General features: G+C 41.3%; 19 protein-coding genes. 4 read left to right on the top strand and 15 right to left on the bottom strand.

All coding sequences use genetic code 11. From position 1 onward, the window contains the following. Nucleotides 1–23: 23 nt before the first annotated feature. The 12 genes from flgK to IEV91_RS03665 form a co-directional block, all read right to left on the bottom strand. On the bottom strand, nt 24–1,541 hold the full coding sequence (flgK, locus tag IEV91_RS03720) for a flagellar hook-associated protein FlgK (RefSeq protein ID WP_188496056.1): 1,518 nt from the start codon (nt 1,539–1,541) through the stop codon (nt 24–26). Between the two features lie 75 nt (nt 1,542–1,616). Continuing rightward, a complete protein-coding gene (locus tag IEV91_RS03715) occupies nt 1,617–2,099 on the bottom strand; it encodes a flagellar protein FlgN (protein WP_188496055.1) in 483 nt (160 codons plus the stop codon). Beyond that, nucleotides 2,089–2,382: a flagellar biosynthesis anti-sigma factor FlgM gene (gene flgM, locus IEV91_RS03710; protein WP_188496054.1), complete on the bottom strand. Its 294-nt coding sequence runs from the start codon at nt 2,380–2,382 to the stop codon at nt 2,089–2,091. Before flgM ends, IEV91_RS03715 begins: the two co-directional genes overlap by 11 nt. A 454-nt stretch (nt 2,383–2,836) precedes the next feature. Then, complete coding sequence (locus tag IEV91_RS03705) at nt 2,837–3,235, bottom strand: TIGR03826 family flagellar region protein (protein ID WP_188496053.1); 399 nt, start codon at nt 3,233–3,235, stop codon at nt 2,837–2,839. A gap of 129 nt (nt 3,236–3,364) precedes the next feature. Then, entirely contained in the window at nt 3,365–4,084 is a 720-nt protein-coding gene (locus tag IEV91_RS03700; protein WP_188496052.1) for a ComF family protein, read from the bottom strand. Between the two features lie 23 nt (nt 4,085–4,107). Continuing rightward, nucleotides 4,108–4,560: a chemotaxis protein CheX gene (locus IEV91_RS03695; protein ID WP_188496051.1), complete on the bottom strand. Its 453-nt coding sequence runs from the start codon at nt 4,558–4,560 to the stop codon at nt 4,108–4,110. 197 nt (nt 4,561–4,757) lie between these two features. Continuing rightward, on the bottom strand, nt 4,758–5,486 hold the full coding sequence (locus tag IEV91_RS03690) for a response regulator transcription factor (RefSeq protein ID WP_188496050.1): 729 nt from the start codon (nt 5,484–5,486) through the stop codon (nt 4,758–4,760). Between the two features lie 258 nt (nt 5,487–5,744). Next, nucleotides 5,745–7,313 carry an ATP-dependent helicase ComFA gene (locus tag IEV91_RS03685; RefSeq protein WP_188496049.1) on the bottom strand — a complete coding sequence of 523 codons (1,569 nt, stop codon included), beginning with the start codon at nt 7,311–7,313 and terminating at the stop codon, nt 5,745–5,747. After that, entirely contained in the window at nt 7,298–8,149 is an 852-nt protein-coding gene (gene fakB, locus IEV91_RS03680; protein ID WP_188496048.1) for a DegV family protein, read from the bottom strand. Before fakB ends, IEV91_RS03685 begins: the two co-directional genes overlap by 16 nt. Before the next feature lie 75 nt (nt 8,150–8,224). Next, on the bottom strand, nt 8,225–10,063 hold the full coding sequence (locus IEV91_RS03675; RefSeq protein ID WP_188496047.1) for a sensor domain-containing protein: 1,839 nt from the start codon (nt 10,061–10,063) through the stop codon (nt 8,225–8,227). Between the two features lie 766 nt (nt 10,064–10,829). Then, a complete protein-coding gene (locus IEV91_RS03670) occupies nt 10,830–11,534 on the bottom strand; it encodes a response regulator (protein ID WP_188496046.1) in 705 nt (234 codons plus the stop codon). Next, nucleotides 11,531–12,721 carry a sensor histidine kinase gene (locus IEV91_RS03665; protein ID WP_239541467.1) on the bottom strand — a complete coding sequence of 397 codons (1,191 nt, stop codon included), beginning with the start codon at nt 12,719–12,721 and terminating at the stop codon, nt 11,531–11,533. The genes IEV91_RS03670 and IEV91_RS03665 overlap by 4 nt, the downstream gene beginning before the upstream one ends. A 189-nt stretch (nt 12,722–12,910) precedes the next feature. On the opposite strand from IEV91_RS03665, the gene IEV91_RS03660 reads away from it, so the two are divergent. After that, a complete protein-coding gene (locus IEV91_RS03660) occupies nt 12,911–13,549 on the top strand; it encodes a YigZ family protein (RefSeq protein ID WP_188496045.1) in 639 nt (212 codons plus the stop codon). An 11-nt stretch (nt 13,550–13,560) separates the two neighbouring features. Further along, nucleotides 13,561–14,259, top strand: a complete 699-nt coding sequence (locus tag IEV91_RS03655) for a hypothetical protein (protein ID WP_188496044.1) — start codon at nt 13,561–13,563, stop codon at nt 14,257–14,259. 448 nt (nt 14,260–14,707) lie between these two features. On the opposite strand, the gene IEV91_RS03650 is transcribed toward IEV91_RS03655, so the two are convergent. After that, entirely contained in the window at nt 14,708–15,499 is a 792-nt protein-coding gene (locus tag IEV91_RS03650) for an SDR family oxidoreductase (RefSeq protein ID WP_188496043.1), read from the bottom strand. A 318-nt stretch (nt 15,500–15,817) separates the two neighbouring features. On the opposite strand from IEV91_RS03650, the gene IEV91_RS03645 reads away from it, so the two are divergent. Both IEV91_RS03645 and IEV91_RS03640 read left to right on the top strand, forming a co-directional pair. Beyond that, nucleotides 15,818–16,915, top strand: coding sequence for a glycosyltransferase family 4 protein (locus tag IEV91_RS03645; protein WP_188496042.1), 1,098 nt, complete (start codon nt 15,818–15,820; stop codon nt 16,913–16,915). A gap of 589 nt (nt 16,916–17,504) precedes the next feature. Continuing rightward, nucleotides 17,505–17,837 carry a hypothetical protein gene (locus tag IEV91_RS03640; RefSeq protein WP_188496041.1) on the top strand — a complete coding sequence of 111 codons (333 nt, stop codon included), beginning with the start codon at nt 17,505–17,507 and terminating at the stop codon, nt 17,835–17,837. 238 nt (nt 17,838–18,075) lie between these two features. Here IEV91_RS03640 and IEV91_RS03635 read toward each other — a convergent pair whose 3' ends face one another. Both IEV91_RS03635 and IEV91_RS03630 read right to left on the bottom strand, forming a co-directional pair. After that, nucleotides 18,076–19,170, bottom strand: coding sequence for an LCP family protein (locus IEV91_RS03635; protein WP_188496040.1), 1,095 nt, complete (start codon nt 19,168–19,170; stop codon nt 18,076–18,078). 423 nt (nt 19,171–19,593) lie between these two features. Further along, nucleotides 19,594–20,478 (bottom strand): sulfotransferase family protein, encoded by an 885-nt coding sequence (locus tag IEV91_RS03630; protein WP_188496039.1) that lies wholly within the window; start codon nt 20,476–20,478, stop codon nt 19,594–19,596.

Raw genomic sequence — 20,478 nt, 5'->3', positions numbered from 1 at the left:
TTCACCTCTTTAAATCTTAATGATTACCTGCCTAAGCTATTGACAATGGTATCAAGCATTTGATCTATGACTGAAATCATTTTTGCTGCCGCATTATAAGAGTGTTGATATTGAATGAGATTCGTCATTTCCTCATCGAGCGATACACCACTAATCGATTGTCTTTGCTGCGCGGCGTTATCTTGTAGAGTCTGGCTATTTTGAGTCATCAGGTTGGCTTTACTTGCATTAACCCCCATCTGACCAATCGTGCTCTGCAAATAATCCTGCAACGTAGTTGGCGTTGAGAACCCTAATTGGTTTTTCGATAAGACATCTGATAGGTCGTTCGCATTTGTATTATCACCGTCACCCAGTGACCCACCGGTTCCATCTCCGTTAGCAGATCCCGCTGCTGCGATATTATTGACAGAATCCTTGATCGCTTGACTTAGATCTATTGCTGAAGCCGCGCCCGCTGCACTTGTTAATGGCTGACCATCTGGACCAATCAATGAGAAGAAGTCTCCCCCCTGTTGTGAAGGGTTATCATCAGATGACAAGGTATACCCCTTAGCATGCTGCTCATTAAAGGCATTAGCAAGGTTATAAGCCATTTGATCAAGAGCACCCATCATATTTGGGTAGTCTTCGGTGACACTTTCAATCAAACCTTGTATTTTCCCGCTCACACCTTTGACTTCTTGTCCACCTACAGTCACAGTAGCAGTGTTGTTGGTATCATCAATAGCCACGTCGAAGGCATTGGTTTTAAAATTTTTACCGTCGACAAGCGTATACGTTTGATTATCTTCACCCACAATTCTCACTGTATAAATCCCATCGGCCGAAGCACTTGCATTCCCACCTGAAGAAGTCTTTGAAACTTGAATATTAGCCAATTGGGACAGCTGATCTACTAATTTGTCGCGTTGATCGTACAAATCGTTAGCGACATAACCGCTGGGTTCTACCTTTGAGATTTGTTTATTTAATTCATTGATTTGTGATGCAAGCGAATTGATTTGCTTTACATTCACACCGATTTGATCTTTCAAATTATCCTGAACACCTTGTAGAGAACTCGAGAGATAATGAAAGGTATCGTTCAATGTCTGCGCGTCTTGTCTTACAACTGAGCGAGCCCCTGAATTTGTAGGATTATCGGCTAAATCCTGAAGAGACTGCCAAAATTCATCAATAGAGGCAGACAAACCTTCATCGGTCGGCTCGTTCATGATATTCTCCATTTGTGATAGGGCATCACTTTTTGCCTGCCAATATCCTGTTGTGGTTGCTTGTTGCCGCACTTGTTTATCCACAAACTCGTCGCGAATGCGATCAACTGAGCCGGCTTCGACACCCGTTCCGATCTGGCCGGGGATCATCGGGCTATTCATGCCTACGGATGGATAGGGCGTGGTCGCTTGCAGGTTCACACGCTGCCGTGAATAGCCGTCAGTGTCAGCATTAGCGACATTGTGCCCTGTGGTCTGAATCGCCGATTGTGATGTTGCTAGCGCGCGCCGCACGGTTTCTAGACTTGAAAAAGTAGAGGTCATCTTCCTTACTCCTTTAAAAATGGCTTGTATTTCACTTAAAGTTTCTTAAAAGCTCTGGTTGAAATTGTTTTAAAATTAGGCTTTAGAGTCGAAACTAGAACGCACCCGATTCGGTTGGGGCGCTGTTGCATTTGGTCGTGAATAGGTGGTAGATCTTGCACCTGGATCTAATAAGTTGATGTTCAACTGAACCCAATCTAGGGATTGCTTAATAAGCTGTTGATTCAATTCATTTCGCTGTTTAAGTGATAAAACCTCACGAGCCAGTTCTTCTTGTAAACCTTGAAGGACTGGTTTAAGCTCATCTGGTACTGTCGCGATGACTTCACTTAATTGCACCGCTTCTTGTCCGTCTCCATAGTTTTCTGTAATAAGCTTCTGGCGCTCAGTCTCAAGCTGAGAAAGACGCTGGGTAAGCGGCTCTTCTTGATGAATCGTTTGACCTAATGTTTTGATATCTCCTGTTTTCAAGGCTTCAGTTTTCACAAGGGCTAAACGATTAAATGCTTGATGAATCTTGACCATCTCTTGAAGGACATCGATCATTTTATTTATCATCGTGCTTCACGCTTCCTACACCTTGCCAATACGCTAAGAATTTTTCAGCGACAGCTTGGGGATTCACTTTGTAGTCGCCTGATTCTACCTGTTTTTTCAAGGCTTCAACCTTTTCGTTGCGCGCCGCCGTAATCGGATTTCCTTGCATTTTCTTTGCTTCTGGCGAAATATCGACTCGGTCCTTAGCCTTGGCATTATTCTGTTCGGCTATCTTTTGGTTGCGATCTATTTGTGCTCGATAATTATTCAATTGTTGCAATCTGTTGGTATGATTTATTTTCAAAAGAGTTCACCTCACTGACTTACGTGCTTGACTGCTTCTATTATTATATATCGGCTATACTTTCATGAATTTAAATAGGCCTTTTTGCGCATTCCCTACTAGGACGTAAGACCGTTTTTACTGAAGTTCCTTGTCTATTCTTATGGATCTTCGGACTCGTGATGTTGGGGCCACTGAAAAACATGAATTTGATATTTAAATGCAGAAATATACTCGCTTTCCGCGGGCGATCCGCGAGCCTCCTCGGGGCCTGATATGATGTGCTTTGCGGGGTCTCGCCTGGCTCGCTGTTCCCGCAGGAGTCTCGCATATTTCTGCAATTCTATTCTTGAATTTGACTTTTTCAGTGACTTCGTGATGTTCCCGCCGGAGCCCAAGCACCTTCTGTTCTAAGCAACTTGTTTTCAGTGCGAAGACAAATGTCTTGCACTCTTGCCTTCCTTATCTTATTAACTCAGCGGTCTAATTTATAGGTCTGATAATGCGTGTCCTTATGGCGAAAGTCCTCTTGTTTTTCGTAGCTTTCTAAATCGGATTGGATTTTTTTCACACAATCGGGACAAAGTTTCCCTTGTTGAATCATTGTGCCACAGGAAGAACAAGGATAAGCAAGGTTGGCAAAGTTCTTGACCAATAAACGCCCTTCTTGAATCCAACGAAAAATAAGTTTTTCCTCTACTCCTGTTGCTTCATGCACCTCTTGAACCGTTGATTCTCGATTTGCTTTTTTACTGATAAAACGCCACACTGTTTCAAACTTCATTTCTTCTTCCTTTCGACAGGAGGGACAAATAGAAGACGTCGATTTCACAAAGAGTTTTCCACAGTTTTCACAATTGGCTAGTTCTGCCATGGCCTTTCGTTCCCTTCCATATACAGAAAGCTTAACGTCTTTCCTACACTTTTAACCTCTCTATAATAGAGTATCGGCTAAATATGGGTAGGATTCAAGGCTTATTCAGATGGAAATTTTTTATTGCAATTAACGCGCTAAGGTCATGGAGGCAATTCTTGAAGGGTGGAGCTCCTGGAGGGCTAGAGCTGCCTGGCGAACAGTCGATCCTGTCGTATAAATATCATCGACGAGGACGATCGGCCGGTTCATCACATCTGAGGCTTGCTTTTCGGCAAGTGTAAAGGGGTTCTGTATCGTTTGAAGGCGTTCAGATTTTGTTTTCTTACTTTGTTTTTGATTTTGGAATGTTCTTTGGAGGACTGGTACAGGTTCTACAGGTAATAGTTCAGCCATTAACAAGGCTTGATTGAAGGCACGTTCTTGCATACGTGAGGGGCTAATCGGTATCGGAACAGGTAAGTAATTTTTGAAGAAACGGTGATAAAGGCGCTGCAGGTCATCCTTAAAACCTTTGATCAAAGCAGCGTCACCTCGAAACTTAAACTGGGTCATTAGTTCTTTTAAAAACGAATTATAGGAATAAAGCGAACGGTTTTTTTCTAAGACCCCACGCCATTCTCCAGCTTCCCACTGCTGACAATCACTACACATGTCCCCCGCAACATATCGAGGCTCAAGAGCGTCAAGTGAACGTCCGCAAAGACGACAAAGGGCAGCCGAATGTAAAAGAGGGGCTAATTTCCTTTGGCATTTCTTACAATAGCCTTCTGTTGCTCGCAATTCAAAAAGGGTCGACCAGCGTATTGGTGGCGTAAAGGAAACGCCACACCAAAGACAATGCGTCATGCAATCCTCCCCAATACTATGGGTTATTGATCGATCAGTAAACTCAAACTAAACTCTTGGCCACTATTAAAAACCACATCAATTTGAATGCCTTTTGTAAATCCTGAGAGGTTAGAATCTCCTTCAATAATTGTAGGTGCTGTGATATCAATAGCAACGCCTTGGTTACCAATATCCGTCGAGATCCCACCAGCAATCATATTCCCAAGTTCTCCAGTAAAGGACTTCAACATCTCCCCTTCTAAAGGCATGCCAAAAAGCTGTTCCGCAATAGTAGAAAACACAGGCATTTCCCCCGTAATCATGAGTTTTCCGCGAATTTCACCTACAAAGCCAATCAATACACCATAATTAATATGGAAGGTATGGTCCAATCGTTTGGGCTTAGAGATAGAATTTTCAATCGAGATCACATTTTTAATCGATTTAATGCTTGCGTTCAGCAGGTCTGTGATATATAGGGTTTCTGTTGTCATAGGTCCTGAATCTCCTTTGTGTGGGGCACACCCCAATTCCAGATCAAATAGAAGAATCCTGCTTTTTTCACATTAAACAGGGGGCTCTTTACTTATCTAATTTATATATCGGCAGTGCCAGCCACGTTGTTAACGTGATTCAGGATATTTTTCATGTGTCAATAGGACTAGAGGACGACAGCTTCTGTTTCTAAGGGCTATTCGGCACTTGCTTCATTATGCAGCGAGCATATCCCATTCTTAAATCCAAAGGCAATCAGTTCAACCCGACTTTTAACGTTGGCTTTTTTCAGCATGTTACTGATATAGCGTTTGAAGGTCGCTTCCGCAACATAGAGGTTTTTTAATATATTTTGCGAGGATTTCCCCTCAAGCATGCCAAGAAAAATCGCACACTCTCTGTCGGAAAAAATCGATTGCAATTTTTCCAAATCGACACGAATGCCATTAATGATTTTAGTGGACGTTTCAATGCTTTGAATACGTCTTAGCAAGTAATAATTATATTTACTATCGAGATAAGACCCAAATTTCAGTACACAATTACAGGCCGAGATAAGCTTTTCCTTCATCTCTTTCTTGGGTAAAAATCCCGTAATCCCATAGGATAAAACCTCCAGAACAAATTCTGGATCATCCTTTTCAGAAATGACAATGACTTTATCTTTGAAGTAATTGGTCGCTAATTTTAACCGCTTCCTCACTGACTCCATGGAATCCCCTGAGCTTATTCCCATTAACAGACCGTCTGCTTTTTGTGCTTGGCGAAGAAAGTCTTGATCCATCTTCGACGCTGTTGCTTTTATTTTGGCTTTTCCCTTTTTAAGGAGCCTTTCAATGTTGAATAAATCCCGCTGACTATGATCAACAACTGTCAGTGACATTGGCATCAGCTCATGGGCCCATCTTTTCGAATGGATAAACATGAGAGGCATTCTCCTCTTCTTCAAAAAGATTTTCGTTTTAAAACGTCAATTTTCACATTACTCGCCATCGAAAAAAATAACAAGGTAATATTTGTATAAAAGGGCTTTTGAACTATAGATTCATAATTTCCTCACAATTAATTTGAATAAAAAAGAAAATATCCCATAATCTAGTAGGTATTTTGTTTCAACCTCCGTGAAGACAACAGTGAGTTCCCCTCTCCTCAAAAGGTATATAAAGAGTATCCCTCCTCGGACTCACTTCATGCGCCATTCTTTAGCGAGGGTATTCATCTGGTTAATATGTTTAAAAGCCTTGATCATGTGCCAGGTGACACCATAATGGAAGTAGTAAAGCCCACCAGTGGGATCGCGATGATCACGGCCGACACGTCCAGATATTTGTACCAAGGCTCTTTCATCGAAGAGTTCTGCATCAGCCCCAAAAACAGCAACATCTAAAGAAGAAATGGTGACTCCGCGTTCCAGTATCGTCGTTGTGACAAGGATCTGAATTTCACCTGAACGAAAGGCTTCCACCTTTTGATGACGAAGCGGATCTTCAGCATGTACGCCTACAATCCTCTTATCTAAAGCTTTCAGCATCGGCAAGACTGTCTCTAATGTTGTGATTGAGGGAACAAATAAAAAGGCTTGGCGTTGAGTGTTTAATTGGGTCAATGTCCATCTTTTTATCTTGACAGGGAGTTTATTTTTTTCCAGCTGTCGGCGCCAATTTCCCATCCACTCAAAGGTCGGGAGAGGCAGGGGATGCCCATGAAAACGCTCAGGGATACGTACGCCTTTTAACCGCCCTCGTTCAAAATCGGCTTTCATTTTACTTGAAGGCGTCGCTGTGAGAAATAATCTTGGTGCTCCTGGCTTTAAGGCATGCTCGAGGGCATAATGAAGCATTTTGCTATTGTGAAATGGAAAGGCATCAACCTCATCAATAAAAATGGCATCAAAGCTATGATAGAAACGAAGGAGTTGGTGGGTTGTCGCTAAAGTCAATGGGGCAGGCGTATAAGCTTCGGTGCTCTCTCCGTAGAGGACATTAACACGGATATCTGAAAAGACGGTTTTGATTCGTTTAGAGAGCTCAATCACCACATCCGTTCTTGGGCTAACGAGAGCTATGCGTTGCCCAGTTTCAATGGCGTCTTTTAAAGCAGGATAAAGAACCTCGGTCTTGCCAGCGCCTGTTACTGCCCAAATGACAAAATCTTCCTTAACCTGTACCGCCTGGGTCAGTTGGTCGGCTGCTTGTTGCTGCAATGACGTCAGTTTTCCCTTCCAATGTAAGTCGAGCTTCGGTAGGGCTGGGTGTGCTACTGGTGGACCACTCCAAGTGAATAACTGGGAGCAGGCTTTGACAACACCTAAGGTTAAGCAATTTCTACAATAAACACAGGTTTGACCACAGCGGCCGCATTGATATGAGGCTAACTGCTCGGGGGCATGATTACCACAGCGCTGACAGACAGGGCGTCCTTTTTCCGTTCGAATTCCCGGTTCAACCTTTAGAAAACCGTTGCGGAGATGCTGGTGTATGAGGTCATCAGAAAAAGCTTTGAGTTCCTCTCTTAGTAGGCGTCTTCCAAAAAGTTCCGCTTGAAGCTCTTGATCATAAGAAAAATTTGGATTAGGTTTTAAATGCGGTCTTTTAGCCGTGTTATTCACCTTGTTGTGGGATGGTGTAGCATGGGTGGCATGATGTAACGGAGAGATACGAGCGGTCTTTTTAATAAGCGATTGAAGCGTTTGGGGAAAAGGCTTTAGCCTGTTTCCCCACCACTTTGACAGAGTTCTCATTTTTCGTACCATACCAAGGCGAGAGTCCCTTCACCAACATGGGTGCCGATGGTCGGGCCGATAAACCCTGTGTCTACCTCGACATTTTCAAAACTTTGTTTGACCCATTCTGCTAGTTCTTTAGCCTCTTCATCACGGTTAGCACTTATGGCAGTCACACGCAAAGGCTTCTCGGGATTATAATCTTCAACAAAAATATCTTTTATCCGCTGAATGGCCTTTTTCTTTGTTCGGATTTTTTCAATAGGAATAATCGAGTTATCGGAAAAAATCAGGATCGGTTTCATCTTTAGTAAACTGCCAATAAAAGCTTGCGCACCCGATAATCTTCCGCCTCGGTGAAGATGGTTAAGATCGTCAACCATGAAATAAGCTCTTAATCCCCGGCTACTCATGGCTTTTAATCGCTCTAGTATCTCATCCACACTTTTCCCTTCACTGATCATTTGACCGGCTTCAATTACATATAGTCCCTCGGGAAATGAAGCAATTTCAGAATCAAAAATATGGATATTAATGCCCTCAACCATGCCGGCAGCGGTATGTGCAGTTTGATTGGTGCCACTAATGCCCGATGACATGGTAATCATCATCACATCATCATAGCCCTCGTCCCTCAGCTTCTCATACAAAGTCACAAAATCACCTATTGCGGGTTGCGATGTCGTTGGCAAATTTTCAGTTTCGCGGACTTTTTTATAAAAGTCCTGTATTCCAATCTCCACGCCCTCTTTATAAGCCTCTTCACCAAAGATCACGCTGAGAGATACAAGATGAATATGATATTTGTCAATAAGTTCTTGAGGAATATCGGCTGCGCTATCGCAAGCCAATGCAATTTTTGACATAAGATAATCCCTCCTCTCTTCTTTCTTTAATATTACATGAATACAGCGAAACATGCATTAAGTGATTGGTGGTGATCATAAATCCAATTTAGGTTTAATTGACAGATTTGAAAGTCTCGCCCGACCGTAGTTATGGACGATTTTCTCAATGGCCGCTTTACCCTTTAAAATCTCTTCTAACGGTCGAGGGCGACTAAAAAGGTAGCCTTGAGCTTCATCACAGCCGTTTTCTTGTAAAAAAATCAGTTGTTCAATGGTTTCAACACCTTCAGCAACCACTATAAGCTGGAGCCCTTTGGCCATCGCTAATATCGTGGAAATGATCATCCGACCCTCAAGATCGGCAAAACGATTTCTAATAAATGACTGATCAATCTTTATTTTGTCCAAAGGTAAATCATTAATCTGACTTAATGAGCTATACCCGGTCCCAAAATCATCCAAACTTATATGAATGCCCATACGCTTAAATTCACTGAGTTTTTCAACTGCAAGGCTTTTCTCTAAAGCAAAACTTTCAGTAATTTCAAATTCTAAAAGGAAGGGATCACACCCGGTTTCCGTAATGACATTTTTTATACTCTGGACAAGCTCGGGTTGTAGCATTTGAAGAGGTGACAAATTAATGGAAATGCGTATCGAGTGATTCTTAGCGTCTTGTCGCCACTGGTTTAAAACAAGACACACTTCTCTAAGCAGCCACTCACTGATCGCCATGATAAGCCCAGAGCGTTCAGCGATAGGAATAAACACATCAGGAGGAATAAAGCCAAAAATCGGATGCTGCCAACGCATCAATGCCTCAAAGCCAGAAATCTCCCCTGAAAGCAAATCAACTTTCGGTTGATAATACACTCTGAGCTCATTATTCGCTATCGCCTTACTCAGATCCCTTTCAATGACATTCTCTTGCTCAATGAGCCCTCGAATCTCATCAGAAAAGACAAGATAGTGATTGATTCCCTTTTCTCTTGATTTACGTAAGGCCATGAGACCATTTTCTATCAGCTCGCTTAATGTCCGCGTCTCAGGATAGAGACAAATACCAATATTGGAGGATAATTGTAATATCGAGTTTTCAACCTTGATGGGTTTGTTAAATTCAGAAATGAGCATCTGAGCAATAGCTTCTCCCATAGCCAGATCAGCTTGAGGTAATAAAATTAACAGTTTATTATCCATATGACGGACGATGACATCTGAGGGGCCTAGTGATCCTTTCACGCGATGTATTAATGACTTTAGAAGTTCCTGACAGATTTTATAGCCATACGTGCTTTCAATCGATCTTAAATTATTGATTCTAATCACTAAAAATGCAAAGGGCGCATTGGATGCCTCCATCCGCTCGCTCACTTTCTTTTCTAAAAAATGAAAGTTAGGTAAGTTTGAAAAAGCATCGAAGTACACGAGCTTTTCCTTGAGTTTCTCAATCTGTCGCCGTTCTGTAACGTCTATTGCCGTTCCTATGATGGCAGGGCTCCCTTTATAAATCATTGAAGTACCGACAAAATCAATATAAACAGTGTGCCCTTCTTTATGGATCCCTTTGTAATGCGACACCGAATAGGCCTTTCTCTTATGATTCAATTGATTGTGGATATTCTCCTCTAATTTTTCTATATCACTGTCCACGACGAACTTTGACACTGGCTGCCCCACGATTTCATCAACTTTATACCCCAGCATATTAGCAAAATGGCGATTCATAAATACAAAACGATTTTTTTGGACGATACAAAACCCTGATAATGAATTGTTCACTAACAATTTATAAAATTGCTTGCCTCTTAAGGTTCTTATTGAAAAAAAAGTAATCAGAACAATAATGATAAGCAGCCCATCTATCAAAAAATCAAGCATAGTGGAAGAGATATGCAAACAAACGATTGGATTAAAGGATTCTAATAACAAGACATCACCACCATCAAACAAGAACTTTCATATCTACTTCTTTTATCGACACACCTACACATAAAATGAATACATTCGGGCAAAATTACGTCAAACAATTAGAAAACTTGGCTTGTCGCCGAGCCTTAATGCGATAAGCCTAAGTCGCCCTTATAAGGTCTTCCGCTAAGTTATAAATCTTGACGTTATAAGAAAATCTCAGGTATGAGGATGTGAATAGTTGTCTGGATATTAAGAGGGGCTTCTTGCTTGGGTTTCTGTCTGAAGGCGCTCTGACTTCGGACTCTGTTCGGCTTTTGGCTTCAGTTTCTGTCTAAAGGCGCTCTGACTTCGGACTCTGATTGGCTTTTTACTTCAGTTTCTGTCTAAAGGCGCTCTGACTTCGGACTCTAATCGGCTTTTGGCTTCAGTTTCTGTCCGAAGGTGCTTTGACTTCGGACTCTGATTGGCTTTTTACTTCAGTTTCTGTCTAAAGGCGCTCTGACTTCGGACTCTAATCGGCTTTTGGCTTCAGTTTCTGTCCGAAGGTGCTTTGACTTCGGACTCTGATTGGCTTTTCGCTTCAGTTTCTGTCTAAAGGCGCTCTGACTTCGGACTCTAATCGGTTACTTGTTCTTGGTTCTGTCCGAAGGTGCTATCACACGCTTTTTCCGGGTTCTCCACTTACTTTTTAAAAGAAAGCCATTCGTCACGGTTTTCTTTCCATAAAAATAGCTTGACTATCCCGAAGGATAACCAAGCTATAGATTTAATAGATTATGAGGTTTTAGCTGACGTAGACCCAACCGTTTTTGATTGCTTCAACAACGGCTTGAGTACGGTCATCGACCTGAAGCTTTTGCAGGACATTACTGACGTGATTTTTGACTGTTTTTTCACTGATATATAAGATTTCACCAATGGCTCGATTACTTTTGCCGTCAGTCATTAATTGCAAAACTTCACATTCACGTCGCGTTAAAATATGGAGGGGCTTGCGGTATTCCACATCACGAAATCCGGAAGAAACCCGTTTTTCACCTGTTGTTGCTAAACGTCGGTACTCATTAATAAGATTATGTGTGACCTTTGGATGTATGTAAGCACCGCCCTCAGCAACAACCTTTACCGCTTCAACCAATGAATCAGCATCCATCTCTTTTAAGAGATAGCCCGTTGCTCCTGATTTTAGTGAGTGGGTGACATATGTTTCATCATCATGAATAGATAGAATAATAACTTTAACATCTGGATACTGCGAAATGAGTCGGCGAGTGGCTTCAACACCGTTCAGTCCAGGCATATTGATGTCCATTAATATGACATCAGGATTTTTTTCAAGAACCACTTTTTCAACATCATTTCCATCGTCACCCTCAGCAACAATCTCAAATTCATCCTCCATCTCTAAGATCCGGCGGACACCTTCACGAAATAAGCGGTGATCATCAATTAATGCGATCTGCGTTTTTTTCCGGCGCTTATAATTCAATTATTCTTTCCCTCCCTCAGAATGGGAATTTGTATAAACAATGTCGTTCCATTCCCATTGCTAGAACGTAAGGTCATCTCTCCCTCTAAGACATCGACACGTTCCCTCATACCTAGTAATCCAAAAGTATTATCCTTTTGAACTTTGGGATCAAAGCCAGTACCATCATCTTTAATCACTAAAGTAATCTTATCTGATCGAAATTCAATAGCAACATTGACCTTTTGAGGCGATGCATGTTTACAAGCATTTTGGACCGCTTCTTGAACTAAACGAAATAAGGCGGCTTCCATTTTACCAGGTAAACGTTCCTCGGCACCAACCGATTTAAAGAGAATCTCAATCTTTGGATATTGTTCTTTTAGACGTATTAGGTATTTTTCTAACGTTGGTACTAGCCCTAAGTCATCCAGTGACATGGGCCTTAGATCATAGATAATGCGCCTTACATCAATTAAGGCATCCCGTATGGTCTTTCTAAACTTAGCAATTTCCTTTGCAGATTCTTCGGGCCCCTTACTTCGATTCACCCGTTCAACAATTTCTGAACCGATCAGGACATGCGCAAGAAGTTGGGCTGGTCCATCATGAATTTCTCTTGATAGCCGCCGGCGTTCCTCCTCTTGGGCTTCGATGATTTTTAACCCAAACGCTTGTTTTTGTTTGGCATCTTCGACAAGTTCTCCAATTTTTTTCAAATCACCGTTCAAAAAATCAAGAACCACAGAAGTTTGACCCGCAAGTTTCTCTGCCTTTTCTGCTGTGCTTTTGAGCGAACCAATGCGACGTTCAATATCATCTCGACGAGTGCGAAGCTGTTTTTCTTGTTGTTCTACAATTGAGAGTTCAACTTGAATAGCGTTCGCTTTTTCATATGCAGCCCTAATCTCACTTTCCCCGTATTTCTGAAAGTGTTTACTCACCTCGGCAAGTCGCACGCGCGCTAGCTTCGCTTGTTTTTCTAATTTATCGTAATAATCTACTGTGTCACGAGTTTCTTGCTTTATGATGGTGAGCTCACTCACCAATTGCTCGTATTCGCTTCGTGACTGCTCACCTATTTCAAAGATTTGGTCTTTACTTTTATTTACAGTTTCGACCATTTCACTTAATATCATGTCCAACCGCTTACCATCAAGCTTCGTATTGATGTGATCGGATGAGTTGCTTATAGAACGAGATGACATATGAACTCCCCCACTGTTACATTACCTGAAAGGTAAGAAATTGAATAGATTCAAATTAACCAGGACTTTACGTCTACAAATCAACATAAAAATGAAAAAGATTCCAAGTTTTTCTATAGAATCTTTTGATTTGCACATTGCTCTACCCATACTTATGATTATTATATAACATTCGCCGGAGGTTTAAAAATGCCACAAGTCTATTATACCGTAAAGACACAAGCAGAGAACGACATAATCATACAAAAATCAAGATTTATAGCCTCAGTACATAGAATTAAACATGAAGAAGAAGCGCAAAGGATTATAGAAGGAATAAACAAAGCGCATTGGAAGGCCAATCATCATTGTTATGCCTATGTTTGCGGGGAGAATAATCAAGTGCAAAAGGCAAGTGACGATGGAGAACCTAGTGGAACAGCAGGCGTGCCTATCCTTGAAGTCCTGAAGAAAAAAGATCTCCGCGATACATTAGTTGTCGTCACGCGATACTTTGGGGGCATTAAACTTGGAGCTGGAGGATTGATCCGCGCTTATTCTCAAGCGACCAGCGAGGGGATAAAGGCAGCTGGAGTCGTCGAACGCATCCCAGTAAAAATTTTCACAACAACTTTTTCCTATCCATTATTAGGTTCTGTAGAAAATGCCTTAAGACAATCTCCTTACATCATCAGAGACATGGCTTATACCGATACCGTTACAATAGAAGTGGGAGTAAGAGAAACCGATGTGGCCGGTTATTCCGAATGGATCACCAATCTTTGCAATGGACAATGTGACATCAAAGACATTGGCGATACTTTTATTGAGGTTGATGTTGACAGATAAGAAAACAGGCAGTGACGCGGTGGCTTGGTGACCGTTTTGCTTTTATATCTGAAAAACGGGCACCAGACGGGACCCTTGGTGACCGTTTTGCTTTTATATCTGAAAAACGGGCAGCAGACCGGCCCCTTGGTGTCCGTTTTCCTTTTATATCTGAAAAACGGGCACCAGACGGGACCCTTGGTGTCCGTTTTCCTTTTATATCTGAAAAACGGGCACCAGACGGACCCCTTGGTGTCCGTTTTCCTTTTATATCTGAAAAACGGGCAGCAGACGGGGCCCTTGGTGACCGTTTTGCTTTTATATCTGAAAAACGGGCACCAGACGGGCCTCTTGGTGACCGTTTTGCTTTTATATCTGAAAAACGGGCAGCAGACGGGGCCCTTGGTGACCGTTTTGCTTTTATATCTGAAAAACGGGCAGCAGACGGGCCCCTTGGTGACCGTTTTGCTTTTATATCTGAAAAACGGGCAGCAGACGGGACCCTTGGTGACCGTTTGCTTTTATATCTGAAAAACGGGCAGCAGACGGGACCCTTGGTGACCGTTTTGCTTTTATATCTGAAAAACGGGCAGCAGACGGGACCCTTGGTGACCGTTTTGCTTTTATATCTGAAAAACGGGCAGCAGTCACGATTTATGTGCACGCGCCCCTTTTGTGAGCTGGACCCTTGTTTCGTGCGCCAATTGTTAGTAGCAGCTGGCTTTTGTTAGCCCTCTTTAGTGGGGCTGCAGGCTCTTACCTTTTTATGCGCGGGCGCAACGCTCTTTGTAAGTTGCCCCCTTGTTTCGTGCGCCAATTGTTAGTAGCAGCTGGCTTATGTTACCCCTCTTTAGTGGGGCTGTGGGCTCTTACCTTTTTATGCGCGGGCGCAACGCTCTTTGTGAGTTGCACCCTTGTTTCGCGCGCCAATTGTTAGTAGCAGCTGGCTTATGTTACCCCTCTTTAGTGCGTCCCTCGGCCCCTTTTGTGAGTTAACATCTTGATGACAATTTTCAGAACGATAAGAACAAATGGGCATCTAAGCAACTTAGATGTGGTGATACTACTCATCATATCCGTAAAGTTGAAATACTCTTCCTTTTAAAAAGGGCTCGAGTGCCAGAGAAACTTATAAAGAGAAAGATCAATGTTTCTCCCTGTCCCCGAGGTCCCTTCAGATTATAATGCTTTGACTAAGCCACCATCCACAAGAAAGGCCTGCCCAGTTGTGTAGCTGTTGGCGTGTGAGCACAAAAAGACAACAACTTTAGCAAATTCTTCAGGAGTGCCATATCTCCCCAATGGAATCGCCGACTCCGCTTGCGCCTTGACCGTCTCTACAGGGACGCCGTGCTTATCCGCATTAATTTTATCGAGGTGGGCTACCCGGTCCGTAGCAATACGTCCTGGCCCTACTGTATTAATTAAAATGTTATCTCCCGCTAGCTCCTGGGAGAGTGTTTTCGCTAAACCAATAATAGCCGTTCGAAAAGTATTAGAAAGAATTAAGCCCTCAATCGGCTGCTTAAAAGAAGAAGAAGCTAAATTGACGATGCGTCCTTCCCCGGCCTTCTTCATATAAGGAAGGACTTCGCGTATCGTTCTAATAAAGCTGAGGAGATTAAGTTCAAAAGCCTGTTCCCAATCTGCATCAGTAAAATCATGAAATTCTCCAGCTGGTGGGCCACCACTATTATTCACAAGGCCATCAACGCCGCCAAAGAGGGAGACCGTTTTAGCAACCATGGCCTTGATGTCACTAGCCTTGGTCATATCACATACTGCATAATCAATGTTGGAATGACCAGTCTCTTCTTTTAACTCCATAACTCCCTTTTGTAGTAAAGACTCATCACGACTCGCGATCAGCACATTGGCGCCTTCATAAGCCAATTGTCTTGCTACCCCTTTGCCCAATCCCTTGCTCGCTGCAGTCACAATCACCGTTTTCTCCCGCAAACCTAGATCCATCTCTATCACCTCTACTTTTCTTTTTTCTTAATTTAAGGTACCATATTTTTGTACATCACATTTTAATGAAATTTTAAGATGAAACCTTTATAGTCAATGTAACGTCTATTACTATAGAAGATTCGAGTTTACATTGCTAAGAAAAGACATTAAAAGCACCTCAAGTTTCCACCAAATGGATGTTTTTTTAACAGCTATGTACATTTTGCTCGAATAGTATTATGATTGTAAAGAAAATTATTTAGAACAACAGCATAAAATTTCAACAAAAGACGAACCTTATAAAAAAGGCTTGGATTGAATTAAGAAGGTGAATGGATGTCAATTCTAAACGAATACACCTTTGCGTTTGTAATTGCCCTTGCCGTCACTGTAATTACAACGCCACTCGTAAGAAGATTGGCTCTAAAATTTAATATTGTGGATAAGCCTAATGAAAGAAAAGTCCATCAAGTGACAATGCCCTATCTTGGCGGTGTATCCATTGCATTAGGTTTTTTTGCAGGGTATATCTATTTGATTCCTCATTTTGATGCAAGGGTTTCATCTTCACTAACAGCCTTTGTTATTGGTGGGTTAATCATTTTAGTCATTGGGATAATTGATGATAAATATTCATTAGCTCCGAAATATAAACTGCTCGGACAAACCTTTGCAGCTATACTCGTAGTTATTTCAGGGTTTACCGTTCATTTTATTCAGTTTCCTTTAATAGGAAGAATTGAATTTGGATGGCTTGCGATCCCGATTACCATCATTTGGATTGTTGGAATAACTAATGCCATTAACTTTATTGATGGTTTAGACGGTTTAGCAAGTGGGGTCTCCTCCATCGCTCTGTGTAGCATGTTGATCATGAGTATCTTAAATGGTCAATTACTTGTGATTGGCTTTTCAGTCATCCTCCTTGGAGGAACGATTGGATTTCTCTTTTTCAACATACATCCAGCAAAAATTTTCATGGGCGATTCCGGCTCCATGTTTATCGGATATACAATGGCGATTATTTCGATTATGGGTCTCTTTAAAAGTATTACTATTTTCTCTTTGATCTTGCCCATTATTATCCTTGGTGTTCCAATTTTTGATACATCCTTTGCGATTATTCGCCGGATAGCAAAAGATCAAAAAATCTCAACACCCGATAAGCTTCATTTGCACCATCAATTACTAAATATGGGCTTTAGCCATCGGACAACAGTGTTTATCATTTATGTGATCAGCATGTTCTTCGGAGCTGCTGCAGTAGTATTTTCTCGTTCAGTCCTATGGGGCTCCCTTTTCATCCTATTGCTATCGGTTATTCTTATACGCTTTACAGTAGAGATGATGGATAGCTTTAACGAGAAAAGAAAGAAACCATTAATCAACGCGATAAAAAAGCTGGTCTATCAGACCTCAAAAAGTAAAGGTTAATCCCTAAGAAGCCGCTCGATATGAGCAGGCTTCTTTTTTTGGCTCTATTATATATGTTGGGGTTTGTAGACAATTTACAATGCTGTTTTGGTTAAGTGAAAAATAACTCGCTTTCCGCGAGCAATCCTCAAGCCTCCTCGGACTTATCCTTTTTGTGTCCTGCGGGGTCTTGCCTGGCTTGCTGCTCCCGCAGGAGTCTCGCCGTTTTTCACTTTGTATTATTCTTGTCCCTTTTAAAAAACGGCAAAAAAATACACGTAAGCTCCTATATCCTTTACACTTGAATTGACGAGAAACAAGAGAAAGATAGGAGTTGCGTGTATCTGCAATTAAACATGAATTGACCTGGATTAAAAGAAGTAAGGATAACGAAGATGGAGTGCAAAGGAGAGGCGTATCCTATACATATCGAGAGGCCACGAAAAGAGAATTGCTGTCCATCTTATGGTGAACGAACGGATCAAGTGCATGACTACCGTGTACAGAAGGTCAAACACCTTTAATTATTCGAATGCATCACTTATTTATTTTATCGCAAACGTCGTTATAGTTGTCGATGTGGGAAGCGATTTGCGGAAAAGAATTCATTGTGACCATTGAATGGAACCAAGCCCTGGGTTTGCAAATCATTCAAGGTAAAATTTTAAGGATACCGCCGCGCAATTCTACACCTCACAAGCCCCAGCGATACTTGTCAGCTCAAAAGTTAAAGGAAGTCGAGGAATTGTTCCGGCCATCGCCATTGATGAATACAAAGGGGAGCTTCCTCTCACTGATGCGCGTTTTCTTTTCTACTCAAAATAGGCATTATTGCCTCTCGACGGTGCCATTGAAGGTTATTTTTTATTATCAAGCCGTCTCCCCCTTACAACACGTTCTAAGACCTCTTATTGCCATTGAAACGGTCGAGAGTAATACCTGAGAGAAAACAGTCTTCAAAGAACCAAAATAGTGTCCATTAAGAAAATCAGGCAATGAGTGCTTGTACCTTTTCATCGAAAAAGCTTTAACCACGAGGTACAGTGTCAACCGCCCCATTGATTGAAAGACGTGAGATTGCGAGCGCGCCTCCTCAGCTTGCTGGCTCGGTGTCCTTCTTCCTCTTTAAATGCATTCAAAAAAAATACTCCTACAATGAGGAGTATTTTCTAGTCATTTACTTATTGATTAATTGTGGTTGTTGAATCAGTATCTGTGCTTGTGCTTGAGTCTGTATTTGTGGCTGTACCGGTGTCAGAGCCTGTATAGGGTGACAGTCCCAGTTGCTTACGAAGCGCAGCTGTGATTTCTGACACATAGTTTTCATCAGGGGCATAGTAGTAGATACCATTAATCGTATCGTTACTCCCATGTCCTTCAGCCGTATCCAAAGTGAATTTCTGTTTAGCTGGTGTGACATTTGAATATTGTTTTTCTAAACTATAGATTTCAGAGGGTTTGAGATTCGTCTGAATATTTTTGCCGACAATATCAGAAAGGTCGTCCACTTTAAACAACATATCAGCACTCTTCATCTGGCTGATTGCTGCTTCAATCACTTGACGTTGACGATCATTTCTTCCGAAGTCACCACGTGGATCCCGTTTTCTCATTCGTACATAGGCTAATGCCTCTTCACCATTAAGCTGCATCGGTCCTTTTGTAAAGTTAATGTGCTTATTGTGGTCATAAATATTTTTTTCCCAGAAATCGAAGGGCACATCAACCTTAACACCACCAATTTCATCGACCACATCAACAAAGCCTTTAAATCCAACTTTGACATAATAATCAATTGGGATATGCAAGAAGTTCTCAACCGTCTCAATGGTTGATTTCTCAGCCCCATATCCATTGACTGAACCGCTAGAATAGGCCGCGTTGATTTTATCTAATTGATTGTCTTTACTCGCAATTGGAACTCTTGTATCGCGAGGGATACTGATCATCATCATTTTTTTGGTCTGTGGGTTTAATGTCGCCACAATTAACGTATCTGTTCGTCCATCTTTTCCATTCGTTGAATAATCCTCAACACCCATTAATAAGATGGAGATTGGGTTCTTACCAATCGTCACATTCTCATCTCTATACTGTGACTTGTCTCGATCAATTGGCTTATAGGATTCTTCGGCAGCGTGATAAATATTCGAAAAAGCATAGGCTCCGTAGCCACCACCAAGTAAAACAAATAAGAGAATTATAAATATTATGGACTTAAAGATTCTGCTTCTTTTTCTCTTTGTCCCTTTGATTTCACTTCTTGATTTCCCCATGGTTTAACCCCTTTTATAAGATCTGATGTTGGTTTAACCTACAAATTTTAATATACCATAAATTCTAGGACAAAAGGAATTCCAATTGTATTAGTTTTATGTTAAATTTCCCACATTCCGTCGAAATATTAGAGTAAAAACCATCCAAGAAGACTTAAACTGACAAAAAATCAATAAAATTGAGTACGAACGACAAAATTTTCTATTAATGTCCGCATCATATTATGCAAGAAGGAAAGTTCAGATGTATTTAACACATTGAAAAATTCAAACACTCTTTTCAATAAACTGTCCCCTTATTGTTAGACACCAGCTAAAGATTGTATAGGCTTTTCTTATTACAAAAACTCCCCCGAATCTTTTATCGGAATAAAAGATTCGGGGGAGTGACTTTAACAAAATCAGTTGTTTTTTTAGTAAATATCAAACTTTCACGCCACTCTCCATGAGAGTGTTATAATGATGTTCAATTTCTGTCTCAAACTCATTTGAATCAAAATATTTTCGGTTCCTTGAAGCTTTTAAACAAATATAATAAAGTTGCTTAACTTTATCTTCAATATCCTTATCTTGATCTAAGTCTTCCATTGAAGTTCTCAAATGTCTTAGCCCTGGATCAATAAAATCATCCAGCTTTGCTTTCAGCGTTTGTTCATCCTCCGGCCAATCAAGTTCAAAAGTCACTGCTATCTCTTTTAAGCTGTTGTATCCACTATCAAGAAAATCATTGTAATCAAACATCACTCGCTTATTCTTATCTGTTTTGTAAAGAACAACAACGGTACGCATATACCAAAGACGCAAGGATTTCTCTATTTTATCATTATATGCTTCTTTAAAAGAGTTTGCGACATCAATGGGATTACGGATCATAATAAGATAATAAGGGTTCATACGCAATTCCTTTAAAATTTCATCCCAAAGGTCAATACATTCACAATTCCGGGGATCTTTCCATGCCCAAACTCTTTTTCCTGAAAATTGTTCTCGGGTCACTTCCTTTAACTCTTCTTTAAAGGGTTTGATCTTGGCATTATTTTGCCAGCCCTGAGAATAGGGCCGCTTATACTTCATGAGTGCATTAATCTGCTTTTGAATCTCCACAACAGTTTTATGTTCATAGAATCCCTTTGGATTATTTTTATTTGTCTCTATGAACTCATTGCCAATATCGACACCAATAAAGCTAAGCGTTTTTGTAACCATAGAAGTCCCGCATCTTCCTGAACCTAATACATTAATTGCTTTTGTCAATTCCTTCTTACCAAACACCTTGGATAGCGACCTTTTTAATATCCCCTCAGCCAA

This window comes from Pullulanibacillus pueri (assembly GCF_014639255.1).
GTDB classification, from domain to species: domain Bacteria; phylum Bacillota; class Bacilli; order Bacillales; family Sporolactobacillaceae; genus Pullulanibacillus; species Pullulanibacillus pueri.
Note: the sequence above shows the minus strand (reverse complement) of the source record. Positions and strands in the feature narration are given on the sequence as shown.